Here is a 23,917-nt window from a genome sequence, read left to right as displayed (position 1 = left end):
CCGCCCGCTCCCGCCCCTCACCACCTGCTGAGCGCACGTCCTGCTGTGGAACTCCGAACGACGGTGCCCCGCCGACCGTGGTGGTCGGCGGGGCACCGGTGGTGCGGGGTGGGTCAGGCGACGAAGCGGGTCCGGCGGCGCTTGGCCACCAGGTAGCCGCCGACGCCCGCGGCGAGCAGCAGCGCGCCGAGGCCGGCGATCAGGCCGGTGGACTGACCGGTGATCGGCAGCGAGCCGCCGTCACCGTCGTCGTCGCCACCGCCGCCGCCGCCGTTACCGCCATCCGTGGAGGTCGGGTTGATGACGATCTTCGCGGTGTCGTTGCTCTTGTTCGGGTCGCCGGTCAGCGCGGTGGTGAAGACACCAGTGGCGTCCGGGACGACCTTGTCGATCCGGAGCCCGAACTCGTACAGGGACTCGAAGTCCTTGTCACTCGGGGTCTCGAGGACCTGGCAGGCGTACTCCTTGGCACCCGGCTCACCCCAGCCCGCGTTCCACGGGTCCCACTCCTTCTCCGGGGTGAACGGCACGCAGTCGAAGGGGGCCTCGACCACAGTCGTGTCGGCCGGGATGGACACCCGGACCGGCAGGTCCTCGAGCTGGATGCCCGGCGTGCCCTGGCCCAGGTACTCGAGCACAGCCGGCCCCAGGTTGCTGAAGCCCGGCGCGACGGTGACCACGTCGCCCTTCTTGCCACTCGCGGTGACGGCCTTGGTGGCCAGGTCGGCGTGGTTGTCACCGGTAACCCGGACGGTCCCGATGGTGAAGTTGTTCATCTGGTCCAGGTCGGTCTGCGGCACCCGGGCCGCAGAGGTGGCCTCGACCAGCCGCAGCTTCTCGCCCTTGCCGGGCTTGACGTCGTCCAGGAACCAGTCCTTGAACGCCAGGTCCCAGTCGTCAGTGGTCCACCAGTCGAGCGCGACCGGGAGTTCGGCGCCGGTGCGTGCCTCGGAGGTCACCTTGATCGGCAGATTCTCGGAGAGCTTGTACGACCTGCCCGGCTCGATCTTAGTGTCGAACGCGCAGAAGGCGACCGAACCCCACTCGTCCGACTTGCAGTTGGAGAAGTCTCCGCCGTAGGGGGCCAGGTACTGGGCCTGGACGACGAGGACGGCGCCCTCGACGGGGGTCTCACCGGCGTTGCGCACCACGCCCGGCAGAAGCGCGTTGCCACCCGGAGCGCCACTGGCCTCGACGGTCGGGTCGCTCACCAGGTCGACGCCCTCGGCGACGGTGATGTTCGCCGTCGCCTTGGCCGTCTTGCCGCCGGAGGTCATGCTGATCGCGAGAGCGCCCTTCTGCCCCGGCTTCGCGTCCTCCTTGCCGTAGACCTGGTAATCGAAGCCGGGCGAGTCGCCGTCCTCGATGTCAGCTTCGCAGTGCAGCTTGGTCGGCGCCGTGTCGCACGTCCAGCCCCACGCCGGCTCTACGGTGGCGAACCCCGCGACCGCCGACAGGTCGATGTCGACAGAGGTACGGCCGAACTTCGGCTCGGACTCGGTGTCGTTGGGCTGGGCGTAGAACCAGCCGTAGTCCATGTGACCGGGTGCGACAAGCAGATCGTGCGTGGCGATTTCGAATGGAGCATCGGCGGCTACGGCCGGGCCGGCGGAGGCGGCGACGAACGCGCCTGCTACGCCCAGACCGGCGAGCCAACGCCGGGTGGAGTGGGTGAGCATGAGGGGGATTCCTCCAGTTGGGGGATCAGGTGGAGCCTGCGGATCTTAAGGAATCACTAAGGCTGGCCGCCGCCCATGCTGCCGCTCATCGATCAAGACCAGCCGAAAGGTTGATCGGGCTCGCCGCAATGTTCCGTCCGTCCACTCCCGTCATCTGAGGCAGGAGCCCCCCGGGAGGTGCAGTGACGTACGAGGAGTTCGCGGACACGCGGCTGGCCCCGCTACTGCGGTACGCGGTGATGCTGACCGGCGAACCGCACCAGGCTCAGGACCTGGTCCAGGAGACCATGGTCCGGGTCCAGCTCAACTGGCGTCGGGTCGCCCGCGCGGACTCGCCCGAGCGTTACGTACGCCGGATGCTCACCAACCAGTACGTCGACTGGCGGCGCGGCTCGTGGGTCCGCAGGGTGTTGTTGCGCGGGGAGCCCGACGCGTCGGTGCCGATGCCCACCGACCATGCCCAGTCCGCCGTGGACCGGGACCAGATCTGGTCCTGGCTGTCCCGGCTGCCGCGTCGGCAGCGGGCCGCGCTGGTGCTGCGCTACTACGAGGACCTGCCCGACGTCGAGATCGCCGACATTCTCGGCTGCGCCGTCGGGACCGTCCGTTCGTCCATCTCCCGGGCCCTGGCCACGCTCCGGGCCGAGTACGTGGAGGCGTGAACATGATCGAGGATGACCTGCGTGCCGCGTTCGCCCGGCACGAACCGTTGACCCCGTCGACCGGCCCGCTGCGGGTCGCGATCGACAGGCTCGCCGCCGTCCGCCGTCGCCGCCGGCAGCGGTTCCAGGCCGCTGGCGTCGTGCTCGCCGTGCTCGCCGCGCTCGGAGTCGGTGTGCCCCAACTTCGCCCCGATCGGCCGGTGGAGGGCTCGTTGTTGTTCGGTAAACCGGCTGGCGCGCAGTCCGGGGCGCTGAACGTCCTGCTGGTCGGTGTGGACGGCTTCGGGGAGGAACCGTCGTACCGGTTGGCGGACTCCGTCCTGCTGGTGCACATCCCCGCCGACCGGAGCCGGCCGTACCTCATCTCGTTGCCGCGTGACCTGGAGGTGTCGGTCCCCGGACGGGGGACCGACAAGCTCAACAGCGCGTTCTTCACCGGTGCCACCGAGGCCCGGCCCGACCTGGACGCCGGCTACGACCTGACCCGCCGGGTGGTCGCCGACCTGACCGGGGTACGCGTCGACGCTGGCGCGGTGCTGACCTTCGCGGGGCTGCGCCGGATCACCGAGGCCGTCGACGGGGTGGAGGTGTGCCTGCCGAAGGAGGTTCGGTCCTGGCACACCCGCCGGACCTTCCCGGCCGGATGTCAGCGGCTCGACGGCGCTGCCTCCGTCGACCTGCTGCGGCAACGGCGGTACCTGCCCGACGGCGCGTTGGACCGGGACCGTAACGCCCAGCGCTACGTGGCTGGGCTGGTCCGGCGGGCGGTCGCGCAGGACGTGCTGACCAATCCGGTCCGGCTCGCCGCGCTGTTGTCGGCGGCCGGTACGGGTCTGACTGTCGACGACGACGGCCTGCCACTGACCAGGCTGGTGGGGGTGCTACCCGAACTCAAGAGCGTCGACCCGGTGGGGCTCAGCCTCCCGGTCGGCCCGCCGACGGGCAGCTCTTGGCGGCTGCAGTTGGACCCGAAGCAGAGCCCGGCATTCCTCGCCGCGCTGCGCGAGGATCGGTTGGCGCAGTGGGTGACGCAGCACCCGGAGCAGGTCAATCCGGTCCGCTGACGGACGAGGAGATCACGACGACGCCCCGCCGGCCCGGTATGGGTCGGCGGGGCGTCGGTCGGGTCGAGGTGGGTCAGGTGGGTGTCAGGCGGTGAAGCGGCTGCCGTGGCGTCGGGCGAGCAGGTAGCAGCCCGCACCGCTGACGAGCAGCAGGGCCCCGATGCCGGCGATCATGGTGGTGGGTGCGCCGGTGATGGGCAGCGAAGCACCGCCACCACCGCCACCGTCGCCATCACCGTCACCCTGGCCACCGCCGCTCTGGGCCGCGTTGACCACGATGGTGGCCTTGTCGTTGGCCGGCTTGATGTCGTCCTGGAAGCTGCCGCCGGCGGGGCACTCGCACGGCGCGTTGACCCGCACCGCACCCCGCGCATTGGGGATGACCTTGTCGATGCGTAGCCGGAACTTCGTGGTGTAGCTCTGCCCGGCCACCAGCAGCATCTCCGAGGCGCACTGGTACGTGCGGGTGCCCTGCCGCAACTGGCAGCTGTCGGGGACCTCGACGGCGGTGGTGCCCGGCGGCAGTTCCACGGCGGTGTGGGTGGCGGCCTCGAAGTCTCCGTTCGTCTTGTCGAGCGTCGCGGGGCCGTTGTTCCGGAAGCCCACGGTCGCCGTGACGACGGCGCCGGCCCTGCCCTTGAGCGTGGCGCCGATCGCCGCGAGGTCGGTGCCGTTCGTGCCGGTGGCCTTGATGGTCCACCCGGTGTAGTCGTTGCCGGGGGCGACGTCGGTCTGGTCGGCCTTCCGCATCCTGCCGGGTGCTTCGGTCAGAGTCAGCTTCGGACCGCTGCCGGGGGTGGCCGCCCGGGCGCCGACGGCTGCCCGTACCCGGGTCAGGTCCTCGAAGTCGGCAGTGGTCATGAACTGGGCGTAGCCGGACTGGTTGGTCGGCGCGTACGTGTCCTTGGCGAGTTCGAGGTTCAGCGTGGCGACGAGCCCGGTGCCCACCGGGATGTCCTCGTCGAACTGGCAGGAGACCAGGTGGTCGTCGGCGTAGCGGCAGTTGCTGAACCGGTCCCTGGTGCGAATGGAGTAGCTGAGATCGAAGACCGCGACGAATCCGTTGACGACCGTGTCGCCGGAGTTGGCCACGGCCAGCGGCACAGTGAACTTTCCACCCGGCTTCGCGGAGAGGGTGGTGAACGGGCCGCCGGCCAGATCGACCCCCTCGCCGACCCGGACCTGCGAGGTGTAGCCACCGCTCCGCCCGCCGGCCGCCTGGAAGCTGACGGCGACGTCCCCGGAGTCACCGAGCTGCGCGTCTTCGGTGAGGCCGAGGCGCACCTGCTTCGTCACGTTGCGGTAGGTCCCGCTGCCGATCGGCGGCACCTCGTGGAGGACGACGTCCTCGGGCTCCTCGCAGACGAGGACGCCCGCCTCCGGGGCGGTGCACTTCTGGCCGTCGGCGGGGACCACGGTGATCTTGTTGGCCAGGGAGCGGTAGTCGTATCGCACCGAGACGTCGGTGAGGACCGTCGGCTCGTCGGCGTACAGGAACAGGGCGCGGGTGGTCGGCGTCGCGCCGACCGCCAGGGTGGAGTCCTGGAAGTAGGGCTCGATCGTGGCCGCGGCGACGGCGGGGGTCGCGGAGGCGGCCACCAGCGCGCCTGCGGCGCCGAGGCCGGTCAGCCAGCGGAGCGGGTGCGTGAGCATGGGGGTCCTCCCGTGGGGGTACAGGTGGCGCTCGTCCAACCCGGCGGCGGGATCAGCGGTAGTCGTCCTCGTCGCCGGTGACCACCCGGGCCTGCTCCATCGCGTCCCAGTCGCCGACCTCCAGGCCACGGTGCGGCTCACCGTCGACGTCGGTGGGGCCGGCGACAGTGGCCTGCTCGACCGCGTCCGCCGGGTCCGCCTCGGGGTCGCGTTCGTTGGGCGTGAGGTGGTCGCCGGGGATGAAGTCCTCGTCGGGCTGACCCATGGTCCCTCCCGGGGGTCTCGGGGCACGGTTCCCACCCACCGTACGGGCTGGGCGGGCGCACCGCCCGGAAGCGGAGTAGGCGGAATCAGCCCTCGGCGACGCGACCCGATGCCAGGATGGTGCCGTGGGCTTCCTCATCAGACTGGCGATCACCGCGGTCGCGTTGTGGATAACCACGCTGATCGTGCCCGGGGTGGACGTGCACGGCCGTTCGGGTGGCAACACAGTGCTCACCCTGATCGTGGTGGCGCTGATCTTCGGCGTGATCAACGCGGTGCTCAAACCGGTGATCCGGGTCGTCGGTTGCGTGTTCTACCTGCTGACCCTGGGCCTGTTCGCGCTGGTGGTCAACGCGTTGCTGTTCCTGCTCACCGACCGGATCGCCAGCGGGCTCGACCTGCCGTTCCAGGTGGACGGATTCTGGCCGGCGTTCTGGGGAGCCATCGTGATGACCGTGGTGACCTGGTTGATCAGCGTCATCGTGCCGGACAACCTGGACCGCCGGTGAACGGCTGACACCCGGGTCGGTTGTTCCGGCGCACCTCACCTACGGGATACTTCCGGGCGGAGGACAGCGCGGTCCGGCGCACAAATGAAGAACAGCGGCCAGCAGGCCGAGAGTGGTAAGTAAGGAGCGCATCACATGCCCATCGCTTCCCCCGAGGCTTACGCGGAGATGCTGGACCGCGCCAAGGCTGGCCGGTACGCGTACCCCGCGATCAACGTGACCTCCTCCCAGACGCTGAACGCGGCGCTCAAGGGCTTCGCCGACGCGGAGAGCGACGGCATCATCCAGGTCTCCACCGGTGGCGCCGAGTACCTCTCCGGCCCGTCGATCAAGGACATGGTCACCGGCGCTGTGGCGTTCGCCGCGTACGCGCACGAGGTGGCCAAGAAGTACTCGGTCAACATCGCGCTGCACACCGACCACTGCCCGAAGGACAAGCTGGACGGGTTCGTGCGTCCGCTGATGGGCATCTCGCAGGAGCGGGTGAAGCGCGGCGAGGAGCCGCTCTACCAGTCGCACATGTGGGACGGCTCGGCCGTGCCGGTCGCGGAGAACCTGCAGATCGCCGCACAGCTGCTCGACGAGGCCGCCAAGGCCAAGATCGTCCTCGAGATCGAGGTCGGCGTCGTCGGTGGCGAGGAGGACGGCGTCGAGAACGCCATCAACGACAAGCTCTACACCACCACCGATGACGGCCTGGCCATGGTCGAGGCGCTCGGCCTCGGCGAGAAGGGCCGCTACATGGCGGCGCTGACCTTCGGCAACGTGCACGGCGTCTACAAGCCGGGCAACGTCAAGCTGCGTCCGGAGATCCTCAAGCAGATCCAGGACGCCGTCGGCGCCAAGTACGGCAAGGACAAGCCACTCAGCCTGGTCTTCCACGGCGGCTCGGGCTCCCTGCTGAGCGAGATCCGCGAGGCCCTGGACTACGGCGTGGTGAAGATGAACATCGACACCGACACCCAGTACGCCTTCACCCGCCCCGTCGTGGACCACATGCTCCGCAACTACGACGGCGTGCTGAAGATCGACGGCGAGGTCGGCAACAAGAAGCAGTACGACCCGCGCGCCTGGGGCAAGGCCGCCGAGGCCGGCCTGGCCGCCCGTGTCGTCGAGGCCTGCGAGCACCTGCGCTCGACCGGCACCACGATGACCAAGTAACGACGTCCCACCGACGGCCGGCTCCCCGCACGGGGCGCCGGCCGTCGTCGTCAGCTCGTCAGCAGGCGTACGGCCTCGCGGACGTCGTCGGTGAGGTGGATCGTCGACGACAGGTCACCGAACGGCGACGCGGCCAGCAGCGGGCGCAACAGCGCCTCCACCGGCAGCTCACGGGTCCAGTAGGCGCGGTCCAGGAAGATGTACGCCCCGCTCGCGCCGTCGGTGCCGTAGTAGGTCTTCGTGGCCGCCTGGAACACCTCCTGCACCGTGCCCGCCCGCCCCGGCGCGAAGACGATGCCACCCCGGGCGAGCCGCAGGATGGTGTCCTCCCGGATCGCGTTCGAGAAGTACTTCGCGATCCGCCCGGCGAACAGGTTCGCCGGCTCGTGCCCGTACAGCCAGGTCGGAATGGCCAGGCCACCCGCACGCGCCCAATCCAGATCGTCGCCACGTTGCCGGGGCACGCCCGCGTACCGCTGCCGGACCGTCAGCGCCGTCGCCGTGTACCGGTGGTGGTCGGTGAAGTCGGGGGCGGTGGCCAGCAGGTCGATCGCCGCCGTCACATCGGTCGCCGGCCGGTCCGCCAGGTAGGCGCCGAGATTCGCGGCCTCCATCACCCCGGGGCCGCCGCCGGTCACCACCAGCCGGTCGGCCCGCGCCAGCTCCCAACCCAGCACGGCAGCCATCCGGTACGCGGGACTGCCGCGGCGTACCGCGTGCCCGCCCATGATGCCCACCACCGACTGCGGCCCGTGCGCCGCCAACCAGACCCGTGTGGCGTCGGCCAGCGCGTTGTCCACGCCGTGGTCGTGCAGCCGCTGACCCAGCGCCTCCTTGACGTCCGGCAGCGCGCCGCCGTGCGCCCGGTAGTGGTCGTACACCCGGGTGTCGTACATCCCGGTGAACCCGCCCTCGGCGAACCCGGCGGCCAGGTCGTCCGGGGTGTAGAGGTGCGTCGGCTGGGTCGGGTACGGCAGCCCCGAGAACGGCGGCACCACGTTCGCGCCACGCCGGACCAGGTCGGCGCCCACGTCCCGGGACGCGAACCGGCAACCGACGAAGAGGGTGCCGGCGACGTCCACGCCGGTCAGGTCGGGCACCGGCGCGAGGTCGAGCCGCAGGCCCTGCACGGTCAGCCCGGTCAGCCGGCCGGTGGTCAGCTGTTGATCGAACTCGGCCCGGGTCTGGATCTCACTGGCGTGCAGGTGCGGCTCGATTACGTCGGCGGGAGGTGGGGTCGGCACCCGGCCATCCTGCCCGTCCTCCGGGTCCGGCCAAACCTCGGGCCGGGGGTGGAACCGACAGGAGCCCGGTGGTCGTGGCCACCGGGCTCCTGCATAACCGGTTCCTGGGGAGGCTCCGGACCATTAGTTGTAGTGGAAAACACCAGGCAGCGGCATAGGCCGCAGGCGTGACCAACTCCTCAGCCGTTCAGCGGAACACGTCGGCCGACCCGCTCGCGTGTCGCCCCGTCCAGCGGGTTGAATGGGGCGATGCAGAACCTTTTGCCAGAGCCACCGGCCACCCGCCTGCCCGTGAACGACGAGGCCGACGCCGCCCTGGCCGCCGCCGACGAGGCCGGCACCGACGAGGCGTACGCCAACGTGGCGGCCGGCTTCCCGACCTACAGTGCCGCCTGGGCGGAGCTCGCGGCGCGGGCGTTCGCGCAGGGCCAGGTGGTGACGGCGTACGCGTACGCCCGCACCGGCTACCACCGGGGCCTCGACCAGCTGCGCCGCAGTGGGTGGAAGGGGCACGGCCCGGTGCCGTGGTCACACGAGGCCAACCGGGGCTTCCTCCGCTGCCTGTACGTGCTGTCCCGCGCCGCCGACGAGATCGGCGAGGCCGACGAGGCGGCCCGCTGTGCCCAGTTCCTGCGCGACTGCGACCCGGAAGCGGCGGACGCGCTGGCGAGCAACTGATCCCGCACCGGCGGCCGGCCCGACACCGGGCCGGCCGTCGGTGGGTTACAACCCTTCGGCGACTGCCGCGGCGATCTTCAGCCAGGCGTCCCGGGTGGCCGAGGAGAGCCCGCCGTACCGGATCGGCTCGCCACTGTCGATGAGCCGCTCGTACGGGGCCAGCAGCACCGCCCGGGTTCGGGCCGCGAAGTGCTCCTGGATGGCCGGCAGGTCGATCTCCTTGCGGGACGGCGGCATCGACACCACAGTCACGGCCTGACGGACCAGCCGTTGCCGGCCGCTCTGCTCCAGGTGGTCGAGCATCCGGGCGGCCGTCTCGGCGGAGTCGTTACGGGCCGACATGGTGACCACCAGCTGGTCGGTGGCGTCCATCGACGCCTGCCAGTTCTGCGCCCGGACGTTGTTCCCGGTGTCCACGAAGATCAACTTGTAGAACCGACTGACCACCTCGCGGATCTCGGCGAACGCGGCCGCTGTCAACATCTCGCCACCGGTGGCCGACTCGTCCGAGGCCAGGACGTCGAACATTCCCTCGCCCTGCGAGCGGACGTACTGCGACAGGTCGCCGACCCGCCCGTGCGCGCCCTGGAACTGCCCGAGGTCACGCAGCATGTCCCGCACGGTGCGGGAGTGGAAGTCCTGCTGGGCGCGCATCCCGAGGGTGCCCTGGGTCTCGTTGTTGTCCCAGGCCAGCACGTAGCCGCCGCGCTTCTGACCGAACGTCATGGCGAGCAGCAAAATGGCCACCGTCTTACCGGCGCCGCCCTTCGGGTTGACAACGGTCACCTGCCGCAGACCGCCGAAGTTGCGGCGCACCATCTCGATGTCCCGCTTGAGCTCCTGCTCGTGCCGCCCCGGTGAGAGCCGGAGCAGGCCCATCTTGTTGACCACCGCGCGGACACCCATCGTCGCCACCGGGTCGGCCGGTCGAACCTGGCGGCGTCGGGCGAAGTCCTCGGCGGTCGGAGCGGCGGTGGCGTCCGGTGTCCAACTCGCGTCCGGGTAAGCGGTCGCGTCCGGATACGCAGGGGCGGGCACCCGGGTCACCCCGTCGGCCTCCTGGTACGACTGCCCAGGCGTGCCGCCGGGCGAACCCTGCTGCCAGGGCGGTGGGTACCAACCCGGCGAGGGCGGGAACGGCCCGGGCGGTGGTGTCGCCGACCCGGCCTGCGGAGGAGTGTGCTGCGGTGCGGGAGGGCCGGGCGGCGGGGGGCTGAACTGCGTCAGGTCGGGCGGCGGCGGGATCTGCGCCGGGCCGGCCTGGCCGGGGATGGCCGGGGTGAACGGCTGCCCGGGGTGTGCCTGCGCGGGACCGACGTGCGGGACGACGGGCGGCGGCGGGATCGGAGGCGTCACGCCCGCCTCGTCGTGAGTGGGCGTGGCCGCTCCGGCCGGGCGCTGCGGCGGGTACGCCCACGGCGACTCGGCAATGGGCCGCGTCGGCCCGTCAGCGGACCCGTCCTCACCGGCCCCACCGGCCTGCGGCGCTGGTCCCGCCTGCGGTGCTGGTCCACCGGCCTGTGGTGGTGGCCCACCAGGCTTAGGCGCCGGGCCGCCGGCCTGCGACGCGGTTCCGCCGGGCTGTGGTGCCGGACCACCAGGCTGTGGTGCCGGTCCGCCGGCCTGCTGCGCCGGCTCGCCAGGCTGCGGTGCCGGACCGGCCACCGCGGGGCCTGCGGCAGAGGAGTCTGCCGGCGCGGGACCGGCGGCCGTCGCGCCGTCGGTGGTGGCGCTCGGGCTGGCGGCGGAGGCGGTGCCGGCTGGAACGGGCCGGTCGGTGGCTGCGGACCGGTCGGGGGTGGCTGCGGCCGTGGTGGGGCGGTCGGCGGCGCTGGCGTGATCCAGGGTGAACGGCAGGTTCAGGTCGACCCCGCCCGGTGCGATCGGGCCCCGGCCGCCGGGCTGCACCTGCGTCGCATCGCCGGTCTGGCTGGCCGCAGGACTGGCCGCGTCGTTCCCGGCGGGCCGGCCGTCCCTCGGCCCGGAGGTGGTGTTGGGTGCCGCAGCGGGGACGCCGGGGCCAGCCGGCCCACCGTTGCTCCCAGGGCCGGTCGCTGGCGGCGTCGGCTGGGCACCGGTCGTTTGCGGAGCGGGCGGTGGTGACCCGGCGGCCGGGTCGGTCGGTGGTGGCCAACTCGGCTGCGCCGGCGCCCAACCCGACCCGGTGCCGGACGGGCCGCTGGCCCCCCAACCTCCGGGCGCCGGGACGGCGCCGGTGAGCGACGGGTAGTCCGACGGCTTGGGCGGCGACTGGGCCGCAGCGCCGGGCTGGCCGGGAACCGGCGGTCGCCCGATCGGCGGCGCGGCCACCGGTGGCGTGACCGGCGAGGTCACCGGCGACGGCCCACCCCGCTGCTCGGCGACCGCAGCCCAGGGCGGCACCGCGCCCCGGTCGCCCGGATCTGGCGGCCAGAGTGGTTCGACGTCCCGCTCCGGCACCGGCTGCTGGCCGGGCACCTGCGCCCGGTCGGCGTTCTCGTCCATTACGGCCCTCCCCAGTCCTCCTGCGAGGATAGGCCCAATCGCCCAGCAGGGCCGATCGCGCAGGCAGGTCGGCCGGTCCGTGCGGTCGGCCTCAGACCGACCAGACCGCCCAGGCGCCCGGCTCGATCCACCAGGAACGCTTGCGGGTCAGCTCTCCCTCGACACCATCGTCGAGGTACGGCACCTTGCCCTCCCTGGGCAGCACCGACACCGCCCGCCCGCGGGCCCGCCGGACTTCGAGGCGTACCCGCTTGCGCCCCCACGCCGAGCGGACGACCACCGGCACGGCCACCGCGACCTCGACCTGGCCGTCGGCCGGGTCCGGCGCGGTCAGCAACGTCACGTCGTCGAGCGTCGCGTACCCGCCGGCATTGCCGACCGCGCAGGCCAGCAGCGGTTCCACGCCGTCGGTGAGGATCGTGTCGTCGACCTCCACCCGGGCGCGCCAGTGCAGCGGCCGGCCGGCGTCGTCGGCCGCGCCGAGGAGCGCGCCGTCCAGGGTCACCGAGCCGCCGTCGTTGCGCAGCAGGTCCAGCCGGCGCGGCGTGCCGTCCAGCACCGCGGTGGCCACCGCCACCGGGTCGCGGGGCAACCCGAGCTGCGCGGCCAGGTCCCGGTGGGTGCCGCCACGGGCCGGATCGAGCGGGAGTACGGCCACCGGCGGCAGGTCGGGCAGGGTGCGGTTGCCGGGCAGGTCCGCCGGGCGCTTGCTCGGCGCCGGGGCGTACCGCTTGACCAGCCGGCGCATGACGGCGCGCAACTGCCCGTCGCTGGCCGTGGCGACGACCAGCCGGGTCTTGCTGTCCGGGTCCGGCCAGGTGAGGCCGTCCGGACGGGGTGGGCCGTCGAGCCGGGCCAACACCGCGTCGATCTCCGCGTCGGAGCGGGCGGTGACCGTCTCCACCCGGGCGCCCCGGGCGGTCAGCGCGTCGGCGCAGGCCAGGACCGGCACCCGTGGCCGCTCCGTTGCGCACTGCTCGCTGTCGGTGCTGGCGTGATCGGTGTTCGCCTGGTCGGTGTCGGACTGGCTCGTCGGGGCGGTGTCGGCCCCGGTCGCGCCGCCGCAGCAGGCCCCGCCGCTGCCACAGCCCCCGGGAGCGTCCCGCTCCGAACCGAGGGTGAGCAGCACCACGTCGTACACGGAAGGAGCCTCCTGCCTCTCGACGCGACCCCTGCCGGCCACGCCGTCACTACTTGTTAACCTGACAACCCGGGCTCGCCGAGCGGTCGCCACCTGGCACCCGAGCCTTCTGGAGGCGGAAAAGATGCCAGCGATCGTGCTCATCGGCGCTCAGTGGGGCGACGAGGGCAAGGGCAAGGTTACCGACCTGCTGGGTGAGCGGGTCGACTACGTCGTGCGCTACTCCGGCGGCAACAACGCCGGCCACACGGTGATCACCCCGGACGGCCAGAAATACGCGCTGCACCTGATGCCGTCCGGCGCGCTCTCACCGAACGCGATGATCGTCATCGGCAATGGTGTGGTGGTCGACCCGAAGGTGCTGCTGGCCGAGATCGACGGCCTGGCCGAGCGCGGCGTCGACGTGTCCCGGCTGCGGATCTCCGGCGACGCGCACCTGATCATGCCGCACCACCGGGCCCTGGACCGGGTCATCGAGCGCTACCTCGGCTCGTCCCGGATCGGCACCACCGGCCGGGGCATCGGCCCGGCGTACGGGGACAAGGTCGCCCGGATCGGCATCCGCCTCCAGGACCTGCTCGACCCGGGCATCCTGCGCAAGAAGCTGGAACTCGCGCTGCGCGAGAAGAACCAGATCCTGTTCAAGGTCTACAACCGCAAGGCGATCGACCTCGAGGCGACCGTCGAGGAGTACCTGGCGTACGCGGAGCGGCTCAAGCCGTACATCGCGGAGACCCGGGCGATGCTCTGGGACGCCCTGGACCGGGGCGAGACGGTGCTGCTGGAAGGCGCCCAGGCCACCATGCTCGACATGGACCACGGCACCTACCCCTTCGTGACCTCGTCCAACCCGACCGCCGGTGGCGCCTGCGTGGGCGCGGGCATCCCGCCGACAGCGATCAACAAGGTCATCGCGGTGAGCAAGGCGTACACCACCCGGGTCGGTGCCGGGCCGTTCCCGACCGAACTGTTCGACGCCAACGGTGACCACCTGCGCAAGATCGGCGCGGAGTACGGCACCACCACCGGGCGGGAACGCCGGTGCGGGTGGTTCGACGCGGTCGTCGCCCGGTACGCCTGCCGCCTCAACGGCGTCACCGACCTGGTCATCACCAAGCTGGACGTACTCACCGGCCTGCCGAAGGTGCCGATCTGCGTCGGCTACGAGATCAACGGCGTCCGGGTCGACGACATGCCGATGAGCCAGACGGACTTCCACCACGCCAAGCCCGTCTTCGAGGAACTCGACGGCTGGTGGGAGGACATCACCAAGGCCCGCACCATCGACGACCTCCCGGAGAACGCCCGCCGCTACATCGCGAGGGTCGAAGAACTCTGCAACACGAGGGTGAGCGTCGTAGGCGTAGGCCCAGGCCGAGAAGAAAACGTCCACCTCCACCCCCTCCTCCCCTAACCCCCGCGGTCCCCGGGCCTCCCTCCGCGTTGGTCGAGCTCCGGTGATCATGAGGTTGACGTGGTATTCGATCTACAAGGGTCCCGTCAACCTCATGATCACTGAAGCGGCGGATGTCGTTGTCCACAGGGTTATCCACAGGCCTGGTGGTTGGTTGGTGGAGCGGCCAGCGTGGGCTTTGTGGATCGCGCAGAGCTCGTTCGCTCAATTGCTGCCGCCCAGGATGACCTGATCACCCGAGCGCAGGCGCTGGGAGCTGGCTTCAGCCGGCACGACATCGATCATCTGGTGGCGGTGGGCCGTTGGCGGCCACTTGCTCGAGCGGTTTATCTGACGCGCGGCCCGTACGGTGAACCACCTGCTCGTCGGTGTCGTATTCGTGCTGCGGTGCTCTCGCTGGGCCCGGCGGCTCACGCGGTCTTCGGCACCGCGGCTGAGCTGTACGGCATCGCCGGACTGCCGCGTCGGGACGAGATCCACGTGGCGCTGCCGGGCCGGGCGGCGAAGCTGGCGCGGGTGTCGGATCCCGCGGTCGTGCTGCACCAGCTCGAACACCCTCTGGGCACTGTGGTGCACGTGAACGGGATCGCGGCTACGGAGCCACGACTGACCGTCTCCGAAATCATCCTGAGGGAGCGGCGGTACCCGGCGGTCTCGGTGCTCGATTCGGCCCTCAATCGGAAGCTGCTCACGCCCGAATGTCTCGCCACCATTCCGGCACTGATCCGAGGTCGACGCGGTGCGGTCGCAGCACGGGGCTACCTTGCCGAGGCAGATGGCCGGGCGCAGTCTCCACTGGAGACCCGCGCTCGGCTGCGATGCGTTGACGGGGGAGTTCCGCCAGACGCGCTACAGCTGGAAGTGCGCGACGACGACGGCTATCTGCTCGGCATCGGCGACCTGGGCTGGCGCGTCCCGAGGCTGATCGCCGAAGCGGACGGCAGAGACGCGCACGGCGCTCCGGAAGCCGCCTATGCCGACCGCCGTCGCCAGAACCGCCTGGTCAACGCCGGCTGGACCATCCTCCGCTTCACCTGGCAGGACACCCTCCGCCCCGATTACATCCCCTGGACGGTCCGCCAAGCAATCGCAGCCCTCCAATCCCGTTGATCATGAGGTTGACGGGTCGATGGATCACCAAATGACCCGTCAACCTCATGATCAACGGTGACGTAACGGGGGACAGTAGGATCTCGGGTTGTGCGGGTTCTTTTGGTGGGTGGTGGCGGGCGGGAGCATGCGCTCGCGCTTGGGTTGACGGGCGATTCGGGGGTTTCCGCGCTTGTTGCGGCGCCGGGTAATCCGGGGATCGCCAGCGTGGCTGAGCTGCGGGCCGTCAATGCCACAGATCCGGCTGCGGTGGCGGCTTTGGCCGTGGAGGTGGCGGCTGACCTGGTGGTGGTCGGGCCCGAGGCGCCGCTGGTCGCCGGGGTCGCCGATGCGGTACGCGCCAAGGGCATCGCCGTGTTCGGTCCGTCCGGCGCGGCCGCTCAGCTGGAGGGCTCCAAGGCGTTCGCCAAGGACGTGATGACCGCCGCCGGCGTGCCGACGGCCCGGGCGTACGTCTGCACGGACGAGGAGAGCACCGCCCGCGCGCTGGACGAGTTCGGCGCGCCGTACGTGGTGAAGGACGACGGGCTGGCTGCCGGTAAGGGCGTGGTGGTGACCGACGACCGGTCCGCCGCGTTGGCGCACGCCAGCGAGTGTGGCCGTGTGGTGGTCGAGGAGTTCCTCGACGGCCCGGAGGTCAGCCTCTTCGTGGTCACCGACGGCGAGGCGGCGCTGCCGTTGGTGCCGGCTCAGGATTTCAAGCGGCTCGGCGACGGCGACACCGGGCCGAACACCGGCGGCATGGGGGCGTACGCGCCGCTGGCCTGGGCCCCGTCCGGCCTGGTCGACGACGTGATGCGGGATGTGGTCCACCCGACGCTCGCTGAGATGCGTCGCCGGGGCACCCCGTTCGCGGGCCTGCTCTACGTCGGGCTGGCGATCACCGCCGCTGGCCCTCGGGTGATCGAGTTCAACGCGCGCTTCGGTGACCCGGAGACCCAGGTGGTGCTTGCGCTGCTGGAGACTCCGCTGGGTGGGCTGCTGCACGCGGCGGCCACCGGCACGTTGGCCGAGCACCCGCCGCTGCGGTGGCGGGACGGCAGCGCCGTGACCGTGGTGCTCGCCTCCGCTGGTTATCCGGCCGCGCCGCGCACCGGCGACGTGATCACCGGCGCGGACCGCCCGGGCATCATCCACGCGGGCACCGCCCGCCGGGCCGGCGACGGCGCGTTGCTCTCCGCCGGCGGCCGGGTCCTCTGCGGTACGGCCACCGGCGCCGACCTGGCCGCCGCGCGGGACGCCGCGTACGTGCTGGTGGACGGGGTGGAACTGGCCGGCTCGCAGCACCGTACCGACATCGCCGCCGCCGCGATCGAGGATCGGATCACGATTCCCGGCTGAACCCGGGCAATTCCGGCCCGTGAACGGCGGTCAGCCGTAGTAGCGGCGCAGTTCGCGGGCGAGCACCTTGCCGGTGGCGTTGCGGGGCAGGTACTTCACGAAGATCACGTCCCGGGGGACGCTGAATCGGGCCAGGAAGTGGCGGACGTATTCGCGTACCGCCTCGGGGTCGAGCGTCTCGCCGGGGTGCAGGGCGAGGAACGCGGACAGGCGTTGGCCGTACTCGGGGTCGGGCACGCCGATCACGGCCGCCTCGCGGACCTGCGGCAGTTGCGCGAGCAGATCTTCCACCTCGGACGGGAAGACGTTCTCGCCACCGGAGACGATCATGTCGTCGGCCCGGCCGTCGACGAAGAGCAGGCCGTCGGCGTTGAGCCGGCCGAGGTCGCCGGTGTTGAGCAGGCCGTCGTGGGTTTCCCGGCTGACACCGGAGGTGTAGCCCTCGAAGAGCATCTCGTTGCCGACGAAGATCCGTCCGACCCGTCCGTCCGGTACGGGCCGGCCGTCGTCGTCGAGCAGTTCCAGGCGGGTGCCGTGCGGTGGACGGCCAGCGGTGGTCGGTGCCTGACGCAGGTCCTGGGGGTCGGCGATGGACGCCCAGGAGACCTCGGTGGAGCCGTAGAGGTTGTAGAGGACGTCTCCGTAGACGTCCATGAACTTGGGGGCCAGCCCGCCGGGCAGGGCGGAGCCGCTGACCGCGACGACAGTCAGCGGGGGGCGCGGGTCCGGTGGGGGCACCTCCAGCAGTCGCTGCACCATGACGGGTACGGCGAAGAGCGCGTCGCATTGGTGCTCGGTCAGGGCGGCGAGGGTGGCGGTCGGGTCGAAGCGGCGGTGCAGCACGATGGTGGCCCGCAGTGCCAGGCAGACCTGGAGGGCGGCGAATCCCCAGGTGTGGAAGATCGGCGCGGCGATCATCACCCGGTCCCGGGCGTGCAGGGGGATGCGGTCGATGATGGACACCAGCGGGCCGAAACCGCCGGGTGTGGGCCGGCGGGCACCCTTGGGCGTACCGGTGGTGCCGGAGGTGAGCACGATGATCCGGCCGTCGCGCTCCGGCGGGTGCAGGTCACCCGGCAGCGCCCCGGCCACCAGTTCCTCGCGGGCGCGTTCGTCGAGTCGGGGCAGTTCGGCGGGGAGGCCGAGGACCCGTTCGGCGAACTCGTCGTCGTGCACCAGGAGCCGCAGTCGCTGTTCCTCGGCGACGGTGCCCAGTTGGGCGGCGCTGAGCCCGGTGTTGACAAGCACCGCGTCGACGCCGAGCAGGGTGGCGGCGACGATCGTCTCGATCAGCCCGTGGTGGTTGCGGCAGAGCACGCCGATCCGGTCGCCGGCCTGTACGCCGAGCCCGGCCCGCATCGAGCGGGCCATCCGTTCGGCCCGGTCGAGCAGGTCGTGGTAGGTCAGCTCGACGCCGTCCTCGTCGATGACGGCGGGGCGGCCCGGGTCGCGGGCGGCTGCTTGGCGTAGCTCGCCTGCCAGGCTCCATCCCCACGTCCGCAACGCGTTGAGCTGCGAGGCGACCCGGATCGGGCTGCCGGGGGTGAGTAGCCCGCGACGGGTCAGCGTGGCAACGATGAACGGCAGGTCCATGCCGCAGACCTCCTCGGGGTGGTGCGCGGACGGGGCGACCGACTCCCCGCCCATCAGGGCTTCTTTCCTTGATCATGCACTGGGCGCGGCTGGAGGCCCAGTTGGCGTCGGCGTGGGGTGACGAAGACGGCACAGATCGTGGAATTCGGGCCGCCGTCGGCCGGACCCGTGGAGTGGGGTCGGGCCGACGGCGGTCAGCGGATCTGCATCCCGGAGATTGCCCGGGAGATGACCAGTCGTTGGATCTCCGAGGTGCCCTCGAAGATGGTGTAGATCTTGGCGTCCCGGTACCAGCGTTCGACCGGGTGGTCGCGCAGGAAGCCGGCCCCGCCGAGCAGTTGCACTGCCTTCTCGGTGACCGACACCGCCACCTCGCCGGCCTTGAGCTTGGACATCGACCCTTCGCCCGCTGTGAACGGACGGTTGTTGCGGCCCATCCAGGAGGCCCGCCAGACCAGCAGCCGCGCTGCGTCGATCTCCATCCGCATGTCGGCCAGCGCGAACGCGACCGCCTGGTTCTCGATGATCGGGCGTCCGAACTGGACACGGTCCTTCGCGTAGTCAAGCGCGTACTCGTAGGCGGCCCGGGCCACGCCGAGCGCCTGGGCGCCGACGGTGGGTCGGGACAGCTCGAAGGTGCGCATGGCGGCCTGCCCGGTGGCCCGCTGACCGGAGCGGGCACGGTCGAGGCGTTCCAGCAGGGCGTCCCGTCCGCCGAGCAGGCAGCGGCCGGGTACGCGTACCCCGTCGAGGAAGACGTCGGCGGTGTGGGACGCGCGGAGGCCGAGTTTGCGCAGCTTGCGGGTGGCGGCCAGGCCGGGGGTTCCCGGGGGTACGACGAACGCGGCCTGGCCGCGGGAGCCGAGCGTGGGGTCGACGGAGGCGGTGACCACGTGCACTCCGGCGATGCCGCCGTTGGTGGCGTACGCCTTCTGGCCGGTGAGCACCCACTCGTCGGTGGCCTCGTCGTAGACGGCCCGGGTGCGCATCGCGCCGACGTCGGAGCCGGCTTCCGGCTCGCTGGTGCAGAAGGCGGCGACGGCCGGCGAGTCGACGTCGCCGAAGCACTGCGGCACCCACTCGACCATCTGGTCCGGGGTGCCGGCGCCGTAGATGGCGGCGACGGCGAGCGAGGTGCCGAAGATGCTCAGGCCGATGCCGGCGTCACCCCAGAAGAGTTCTTCGCTGGCGATCGGCAGGGAGAGCCCGGTCGGGTCGGCCCAGCAGGTGGCGAGGAACTCGAAGCCGTAGAGGCCGACCTTGGCGGCTTCCTGGATCACCGGCCACGGGGTGTCCTCGCGCTCGTCCCACTCGGCGGCGGCTGGGCGCACGACCTCGGCGGCGAAGCCGTGCACCCAGTCGCGTAGATCCCGCTGTTCCTCGTTCAGGTCGAGCGAGAACTCAGCCATGTCAGGCCTTGGGGATGTCGAACAGGTTGGCGATGTTGGCGGCGAGGCCGAGGTCGCCCTTCGCCTTCAGCTTGCCGGTCATGAACATCATCACCGGGTTGGCGCCACCGGAGACGATCTTCAGGAACTCGACCGGGCCCATCGTGAGGCTCAGCTTCGGGTCGTGCTGCGGGGTCTCGTTGACGACGCAGGTGCCGTCGGCGATGACCACCTCGTAAGTGTCGCTGCCGCCGTCGGGGCGACCGGTGATGATCCAGTGGATGACCGCGTTGGTGGAGCCGGCCCGGTCCGCGCGGAACAGCGACGGCATCCGGCCGAACACCTCGCCCAGGACCTTGTCGCGCAGGTCTCCGGACATCACCTGGGCGATCTTGTCGTCCGGGGTGGACTTGACCAGCTGGGCGAACTCCTTGGGGCCCACGTTGGCGAAGGTGGCCGGGTCGAAGTCAGTCATCAGGTGCGCCTTCCGGAAGATTGGCTACTCGCGCGTAACCCTACGCACGAGTAGGTATGCTCGCAAGGTGTCCAGCGTCCCCGCCTTCAAGCGCCTGCCTCGCGCCGTCCGCGAGCAGCAGATGCTCGACGCGGCCGTCAAGGTCTTCTCCCGACGTGGCTTCCACGCCGCCAGCATGGACGAGATCGCGGAGGACGCCGGCATCTCCAAACCCATGGTGTACGCGTACCTCGGCACCAAGGAGGAGCTCTTCGTCGCCTGCCTGCACCGGGAGGGCACCCGGATGATGCAGGCCATCGCCGGGGCGGCGGCTCCCGACCTGCCGGCCGACGAGCGGCTCTGGCGCGGGTTGAGGGCGTTCTTCGGTTTCGTGGGCGCCCACCGGGACGGCTGGGCGGTGCTCTACCGGCAGGCCCGGGGCGAGCAGCCGTTCGCCGGCGAACTGGCCGCCATGCGGGCCCGGCTGGTCGAGGTGGTGGCCGGGATGCTCGACCACGCGCTGCGCGCCGAGGGTCGCGAGATCGCCGCCATCGACCTGGAGGTCGTCGCGTACGCCCTGGTCGGCGCGACCGAGTCACTGGCCGACTGGCTCGCTGACCACCCGGACGCCGACCCGGAGAAGACGGCGACCCGGATGATGAACGTGGCCTGGCTCGGTGCCGCCCAACTGCTGCACGGCGTCACCTGGCGTCCGCCGACCGACTGACGGCCCCGGCGGGGAGAGCGTCGGTGTCCGGCTCGGAGAACCGGCGTCGGTTGCGGAGCCAGCGGACCACCTCGACGACCACAGTCACCGTCAGGGCGAGGCCCAGACCGAGCAGGAGACCACGCAGCGGGTCCTGCTCGAAGGCCAGCCCGCCGAGGTAGCCGACCAGCGCCGAGTAGAGCCCCCACGAGCTGGCGGCCAGCGCGTCGAAGGCCAGGAACCGTCGCCGGGGATAGCGCACCGCACCCATGGTGAGGGTGACAGCGGTCCGGCCGCCCGGAATGTAGCGGGCCACGGTGAGGATCAGACCGCCCCGGGTGGCGATCCCCCGACGGGCCCGGTCGATGGCGGCTCGGCGTCGACCGTGGGGCGGCAGCCGGTCGAGCAGGCGGGTGCCGCCGCCCCGCCCGATGGCGTACGAGATGTGGTCGCCGACCAGCGCCCCGGCGGCGGCCACCAGGATCACCGCCGGCAGGTACGGGGCTCCGGAGGCCGCGAACACCCCTGCGGTGATCACCGCCGTCTCACTCGGCACCACCGGGAAGAAGCCGTCGAGCACCGCGATCGCGAAGATCGCCAGGTACACCCAGGGCGAGGACATCGTGTCGTGCAGCAGGTCGAGCAGATCCATGATCCCGATGCTGGTCGGGGCGGCGACTCCCGACATCGGCCAGTGGTCAGGTGGGCGCCACTACTTAGGTAGCGACCGTCCCCGAGGGCGGGTAGGGGTCTTCCCCCACCGCGCCCCGGTCCGGCGGTGCGGGGCGGCCCGATCCGTCGGCTGAGTCCTACGCTCGCGGGGTGGCCTCCAGCGCCGTCGCCGTCCGGCGGGTCGTCCAGCGGTACGCCCCGCTGCTGCTCGCCGTCCTGGTCGCCGTGGCCGTCTGGGCCAGCTCGACAGGTGACCTCGGTGTCCGCTCGTCGCTGCCGGGCGCTGTCGTGCTGCTGATCGCGCTGGGCTCGGCGTGGGCCGCCGGCACGGTCCGCGCCCGTCGCTGGCCGTTGTTCCTGGCCGCGGCGGTCGGCTGGTTGGTGCTCGCCGCGGCGGCCGCCGGGGTGCTGGCCTCGTACCAGGCCGGGCTGCGGCTGCGCGGTCGCCAACTCGCCGGCTACCTCGCCGGGGCGGCAGTGGTGCTGACCGGCGGGGTGCTGGTCGGGCTGGCGGTGGGTGGCGTACGCCGGATCACCACCGCCACCACCGGCAACGTGCTGCTGCTCGCCGCCTGCCTGGTGGGGCTCCCGTTGGTCTTCGGCCTGTGGGTGCGGGCCCGCCGGGACACGCTGGCCGCGCTGCGGGACCGGGCCGAGCGGTTGGAACGCGAGCAGGAGGCCCGCGCCGACCGGGTCCGCGCCGAGGAGCGGACCCGGATCGCCCGGGAGATGCACGACGTGGTGGCGCACCGGGTCTCGCTGATGGTGGTGCATGCCGGGGCGTTGGAGGTGACCGCCGCGGACCCGGCGACCGTCGAGGCCGCCGCGCTGATCCGGACGACCGGCCGGCAGGCGCTCACCGACCTGCGTGAGGTGCTGGGTGTGTTGCGCCAGGCCGGCCCGGCCGTGACGCCGGAGCGAGGGCTCGACACGTTGGACGAGTTGATCGGGGAGTCCCGCGCCGCCGGGCTGCGGGTGTCCCGGCAGGACGAGGGTGTGCCGACGGCACTTCCGGCGACGTTGGGGCGTACCGCGTACCGGGTGGTTCGTGAGGCGCTGACCAACGTGCGCAAGCACGCGGCCGACGCCGAGACGACCGTCTGTCTGCGTTACCTGCCCGACGGGCTGGAGGTGCTGGTCCGCAACGGCCCGTCCGAGGGCGGGGCCGCGCTGCCCGGTGCCGGGCAGGGGCTGCTCGGGCTGCGTGAGCGGGTGGAGTTGCTCGGCGGCCGGTTGGAGGCGACTCCGGTGGACGGTGGCTTCCTGGTCCGGGCCCTGATCCCGCTGGAGGGCGCGGCGTGATCCGGGTGGTGGTGGTCGACGACGAGCAGCTGGTCCGGGCCGGGCTGCGGCTGATCCTCGAGGCGGCGGAGGACATCACTGTCGTCGGTGAGGCAGCGGACGGCGCCGGCGCGCTGGAGCAGGCCCAGCGGTTACGCCCCGACGTGGTGCTGCTCGACGTGCGGATGCCGGGCGTCGACGGGTTGACCGTCGCGCCCGAGGTGGTCGCCGCCGGCCCGAAGGTCATCATGCTGACCACCTTCGACCTGGACGAGTACGTGCACCGGGCGTTGCGGGCCGGCGCTGTCGGCTTCCTGCTCAAGGACACCCCGCCCCGCGAGTTGGCCGCCGCCGTTCGTACGGTGGCCGCCGGGAACGCGATGCTCGCCCCGACGGTGACCCGCCGCCTGATCAGCTCGTTCGCCGAGCGGGGTCCGGCCCGCCGGGACGCGGCCCGTGAGCGGCTCGCACCGCTGACCGAGCGGGAGCTGGCGATCGTCCGGGAGGTGGCGCGCGGGCACGGCAACGCGGAGATCGCCCGGCGGCTGACGATGAGCGAGGCCACCGTCAAGGCCCACGTCAGCAGGGCCCTGGCGAAGCTCCACGCGGGCAACCGGGTGCAGGTGGCCATCCTCGTGCACGACGCCGACCTGCTGTGACGGGTGTCAGGTCGGTCCGGCCCGGTCGGTGGTGGCGGCGGCGCGGCGGCGCGCCCGGTGGCGCAGCCAACGGATGCCCTCGATCCCCAGCGTGACGATCACCGACAGGCCGATCCCGGCGAGGACGCCCTTGACGGGGTGCCGTTCGAAGGCCAGCCCACCGAAATAGCCGAGCAGCCCGCAGTACAGGGCCCAGGTGACCGTCGCGATCGCGTCGTACAGCAGGAACGACCGGCGGGGATAGCGCACCGCGCCCATGGTGAGGGTGACGGCGGTCCGCCCGCCCGGCAGATACCGGGAGGTGGTCAGGATCAGCCCGCCGCGCCGGTTCAGCGCGCGCCGTGCCCACTCCGAGCTGGCTCGTCGGCGGCTGCCGTCGGGAAACCCGGCGAGGCGTCTCGCGCCGCCACCGCGCCCGATGGCGTACGAGAGGTGGTCACCGGCGCAGGCGCCCAGCGCGGCGGCGACGATCACCGCCGCCAGCTTGGGATTTCCGCTGGTGGAGAGCACAGCGGCGGTGATGACGGCCGCCTCGCCGGGTACGGCCGGAAAGAACGCGTCGACCGCCGTGAGCCCGAAGATCAGCAGGTACACCCACGGTGAGGTGACCAGCTGTCGGAGCAGGTCGAGCGCGGAGTCCATGCCCCCATGCTCGCGGGGTGCGACCCGCCCGGTGGCCGAAGCCGCGGGATGACCCCCACCTCTCCCCGCGCCGATCTTGCACTTTGTGTCCGGACCAACCCGTATAAAAGCCGCAGAA

Annotated in this window: 22 protein-coding genes; 11 read left to right on the top strand and 11 right to left on the bottom strand. The window is 71.7% G+C overall.

From position 1 onward, the window contains the following. Window positions 1-113 precede the first annotated feature (113 nt). Complete coding sequence (locus OH804_RS27360; protein ID WP_406060392.1) at window positions 114-1,679, bottom strand: LPXTG cell wall anchor domain-containing protein; 1,566 nt, start codon at window positions 1,677-1,679, stop codon at window positions 114-116. A 182-nt stretch (window positions 1,680-1,861) separates the two neighbouring features. On the opposite strand from OH804_RS27360, the gene OH804_RS27355 reads away from it, so the two are divergent. Both OH804_RS27355 and OH804_RS27350 read left to right on the top strand, forming a co-directional pair. Beyond that, window positions 1,862-2,341: a SigE family RNA polymerase sigma factor gene (locus tag OH804_RS27355; RefSeq protein ID WP_196920494.1), complete on the top strand. Its 480-nt coding sequence runs from the start codon at window positions 1,862-1,864 to the stop codon at window positions 2,339-2,341. 2 nt (window positions 2,342-2,343) lie between these two features. After that, the gene (locus tag OH804_RS27350) at window positions 2,344-3,405 is read left to right on the top strand and encodes an LCP family protein (RefSeq protein WP_406060391.1); all 1,062 of its coding nucleotides are present in this window, start codon (window positions 2,344-2,346) and stop codon (window positions 3,403-3,405) included. An 84-nt stretch (window positions 3,406-3,489) separates the two neighbouring features. Here the strand turns inward: OH804_RS27350 and OH804_RS27345 are convergent, their stop codons facing one another. Beyond that, complete coding sequence (locus OH804_RS27345) at window positions 3,490-5,058, bottom strand: LPXTG cell wall anchor domain-containing protein (protein ID WP_406060389.1); 1,569 nt, start codon at window positions 5,056-5,058, stop codon at window positions 3,490-3,492. Window positions 5,059-5,110: 52 nt separating this feature from the next. Continuing rightward, window positions 5,111-5,323 (bottom strand): hypothetical protein, encoded by a 213-nt coding sequence (locus OH804_RS27340; RefSeq protein WP_196920497.1) that lies wholly within the window; start codon window positions 5,321-5,323, stop codon window positions 5,111-5,113. 124 nt (window positions 5,324-5,447) lie between these two features. Between OH804_RS27340 and OH804_RS27335 the strand changes: the two genes are divergently transcribed. Together OH804_RS27335 and fbaA are read left to right on the top strand one after the other, a co-directional pair. Beyond that, window positions 5,448-5,831 (top strand): phage holin family protein, encoded by a 384-nt coding sequence (locus OH804_RS27335; RefSeq protein WP_238677616.1) that lies wholly within the window; start codon window positions 5,448-5,450, stop codon window positions 5,829-5,831. A gap of 135 nt (window positions 5,832-5,966) precedes the next feature. Further along, a complete protein-coding gene (gene fbaA / locus OH804_RS27330) occupies window positions 5,967-6,992 on the top strand; it encodes a class II fructose-bisphosphate aldolase (RefSeq protein WP_124853722.1) in 1,026 nt (341 codons plus the stop codon). Window positions 6,993-7,042: 50 nt separating this feature from the next. On the opposite strand, the gene OH804_RS27325 is transcribed toward fbaA, so the two are convergent. Further along, window positions 7,043-8,236, bottom strand: coding sequence for an LOG family protein (locus tag OH804_RS27325; protein WP_196920499.1), 1,194 nt, complete (start codon window positions 8,234-8,236; stop codon window positions 7,043-7,045). 249 nt (window positions 8,237-8,485) lie between these two features. Here OH804_RS27325 and OH804_RS27320 point away from each other — a divergent pair, with 249 nt between their 5' ends. Next, window positions 8,486-8,914 carry a DUF3151 domain-containing protein gene (locus OH804_RS27320; protein ID WP_196920500.1) on the top strand — a complete coding sequence of 143 codons (429 nt, stop codon included), beginning with the start codon at window positions 8,486-8,488 and terminating at the stop codon, window positions 8,912-8,914. Between the two features lie 45 nt (window positions 8,915-8,959). Here OH804_RS27320 and OH804_RS27315 read toward each other — a convergent pair whose 3' ends face one another. Both OH804_RS27315 and OH804_RS27310 read right to left on the bottom strand, forming a co-directional pair. After that, window positions 8,960-11,398, bottom strand: coding sequence for a chromosome partitioning protein (locus OH804_RS27315; RefSeq protein WP_196920501.1), 2,439 nt, complete (start codon window positions 11,396-11,398; stop codon window positions 8,960-8,962). Window positions 11,399-11,489: 91 nt separating this feature from the next. Next, window positions 11,490-12,539: a hypothetical protein gene (locus tag OH804_RS27310; RefSeq protein ID WP_196920502.1), complete on the bottom strand. Its 1,050-nt coding sequence runs from the start codon at window positions 12,537-12,539 to the stop codon at window positions 11,490-11,492. Between the two features lie 124 nt (window positions 12,540-12,663). Here OH804_RS27310 and OH804_RS27305 point away from each other — a divergent pair, with 124 nt between their 5' ends. From OH804_RS27305 to purD, 3 genes are all read left to right on the top strand, one after another. Further along, the gene (locus OH804_RS27305; RefSeq protein WP_196920503.1) at window positions 12,664-13,953 is read left to right on the top strand and encodes an adenylosuccinate synthase; all 1,290 of its coding nucleotides are present in this window, start codon (window positions 12,664-12,666) and stop codon (window positions 13,951-13,953) included. A 171-nt stretch (window positions 13,954-14,124) separates the two neighbouring features. Continuing rightward, window positions 14,125-15,063 carry a type IV toxin-antitoxin system AbiEi family antitoxin domain-containing protein gene (locus tag OH804_RS27300; RefSeq protein WP_307788557.1) on the top strand — a complete coding sequence of 313 codons (939 nt, stop codon included), beginning with the start codon at window positions 14,125-14,127 and terminating at the stop codon, window positions 15,061-15,063. Between the two features lie 90 nt (window positions 15,064-15,153). Continuing rightward, a complete protein-coding gene (gene purD / locus OH804_RS27295) occupies window positions 15,154-16,404 on the top strand; it encodes a phosphoribosylamine--glycine ligase (RefSeq protein ID WP_406060385.1) in 1,251 nt (416 codons plus the stop codon). 30 nt (window positions 16,405-16,434) lie between these two features. On the opposite strand, the gene OH804_RS27290 is transcribed toward purD, so the two are convergent. From OH804_RS27290 to OH804_RS27280, 3 genes are all read right to left on the bottom strand, one after another. Continuing rightward, the gene (locus tag OH804_RS27290; protein WP_196924720.1) at window positions 16,435-17,997 is read right to left on the bottom strand and encodes an AMP-binding protein; all 1,563 of its coding nucleotides are present in this window, start codon (window positions 17,995-17,997) and stop codon (window positions 16,435-16,437) included. Window positions 17,998-18,191: 194 nt separating this feature from the next. Then, on the bottom strand, window positions 18,192-19,406 hold the full coding sequence (locus OH804_RS27285; protein ID WP_196920507.1) for an acyl-CoA dehydrogenase family protein: 1,215 nt from the start codon (window positions 19,404-19,406) through the stop codon (window positions 18,192-18,194). Window position 19,407: 1 nt separating this feature from the next. Next, the gene (locus tag OH804_RS27280) at window positions 19,408-19,860 is read right to left on the bottom strand and encodes an SCP2 sterol-binding domain-containing protein (RefSeq protein ID WP_196920508.1); all 453 of its coding nucleotides are present in this window, start codon (window positions 19,858-19,860) and stop codon (window positions 19,408-19,410) included. 67 nt (window positions 19,861-19,927) lie between these two features. On the opposite strand from OH804_RS27280, the gene OH804_RS27275 reads away from it, so the two are divergent. Beyond that, window positions 19,928-20,566 (top strand): TetR/AcrR family transcriptional regulator, encoded by a 639-nt coding sequence (locus OH804_RS27275; protein WP_196920509.1) that lies wholly within the window; start codon window positions 19,928-19,930, stop codon window positions 20,564-20,566. Here OH804_RS27275 and OH804_RS27270 read toward each other — a convergent pair. Then, window positions 20,541-21,200, bottom strand: a complete 660-nt coding sequence (locus tag OH804_RS27270) for a DedA family protein (RefSeq protein ID WP_406066688.1) — start codon at window positions 21,198-21,200, stop codon at window positions 20,541-20,543. The genes OH804_RS27275 and OH804_RS27270 overlap by 26 nt on opposite strands. 167 nt (window positions 21,201-21,367) lie before the next feature. On the opposite strand from OH804_RS27270, the gene OH804_RS27265 reads away from it, so the two are divergent. Both OH804_RS27265 and OH804_RS27260 read left to right on the top strand, forming a co-directional pair. Then, window positions 21,368-22,519, top strand: a complete 1,152-nt coding sequence (locus OH804_RS27265) for a sensor histidine kinase (protein WP_406060382.1) — start codon at window positions 21,368-21,370, stop codon at window positions 22,517-22,519. Next, window positions 22,516-23,157 carry a response regulator gene (locus tag OH804_RS27260; protein ID WP_406060380.1) on the top strand — a complete coding sequence of 214 codons (642 nt, stop codon included), beginning with the start codon at window positions 22,516-22,518 and terminating at the stop codon, window positions 23,155-23,157. The genes OH804_RS27265 and OH804_RS27260 overlap by 4 nt, the downstream gene beginning before the upstream one ends. A gap of 6 nt (window positions 23,158-23,163) precedes the next feature. On the opposite strand, the gene OH804_RS27255 is transcribed toward OH804_RS27260, so the two are convergent. Further along, window positions 23,164-23,799, bottom strand: coding sequence for a DedA family protein (locus OH804_RS27255; RefSeq protein WP_406060378.1), 636 nt, complete (start codon window positions 23,797-23,799; stop codon window positions 23,164-23,166). Window positions 23,800-23,917 lie beyond the last annotated feature (118 nt).

It is taken from the genome of Micromonospora sp. NBC_00860 (assembly GCF_045207375.1).
In the GTDB taxonomy this organism is placed as follows: Bacteria; Actinomycetota; Actinomycetes; order Mycobacteriales; family Micromonosporaceae; genus Micromonospora; species Micromonospora vinacea.
This window is presented reverse-complemented; position numbering and strand designations above follow the sequence as displayed.

What these genes read in the sequence shown, in the direction of transcription:
- OH804_RS27360 (WP_406060392.1), bottom strand. Translation starts at nt 1,679, where the DNA reads ATGCTCACCCACTCCACCCGGCGTTGGCTCGCCGGTCTGGGCGTAGCA.
- OH804_RS27350 (WP_406060391.1), top strand. Translation starts at nt 2,344, where the DNA reads ATGATCGAGGATGACCTGCGTGCCGCGTTCGCCCGGCACGAACCGTTG.
- OH804_RS27345 (WP_406060389.1), bottom strand. Translation starts at nt 5,058, where the DNA reads ATGCTCACGCACCCGCTCCGCTGGCTGACCGGCCTCGGCGCCGCAGGC.
- OH804_RS27340 (WP_196920497.1), bottom strand. Translation starts at nt 5,323, where the DNA reads ATGGGTCAGCCCGACGAGGACTTCATCCCCGGCGACCACCTCACGCCC.
- fbaA (WP_124853722.1), top strand. Translation starts at nt 5,967, where the DNA reads ATGCCCATCGCTTCCCCCGAGGCTTACGCGGAGATGCTGGACCGCGCC.
- OH804_RS27320 (WP_196920500.1), top strand. Translation starts at nt 8,486, where the DNA reads ATGCAGAACCTTTTGCCAGAGCCACCGGCCACCCGCCTGCCCGTGAAC.
- OH804_RS27315 (WP_196920501.1), bottom strand. Translation starts at nt 11,398, where the DNA reads ATGGACGAGAACGCCGACCGGGCGCAGGTGCCCGGCCAGCAGCCGGTG.
- OH804_RS27305 (WP_196920503.1), top strand. Translation starts at nt 12,664, where the DNA reads ATGCCAGCGATCGTGCTCATCGGCGCTCAGTGGGGCGACGAGGGCAAG.
- OH804_RS27290 (WP_196924720.1), bottom strand. Translation starts at nt 17,997, where the DNA reads ATGGACCTGCCGTTCATCGTTGCCACGCTGACCCGTCGCGGGCTACTC.
- OH804_RS27285 (WP_196920507.1), bottom strand. Translation starts at nt 19,406, where the DNA reads ATGGCTGAGTTCTCGCTCGACCTGAACGAGGAACAGCGGGATCTACGC.
- OH804_RS27280 (WP_196920508.1), bottom strand. Translation starts at nt 19,860, where the DNA reads ATGACTGACTTCGACCCGGCCACCTTCGCCAACGTGGGCCCCAAGGAG.
- OH804_RS27255 (WP_406060378.1), bottom strand. Translation starts at nt 23,799, where the DNA reads ATGGACTCCGCGCTCGACCTGCTCCGACAGCTGGTCACCTCACCGTGG.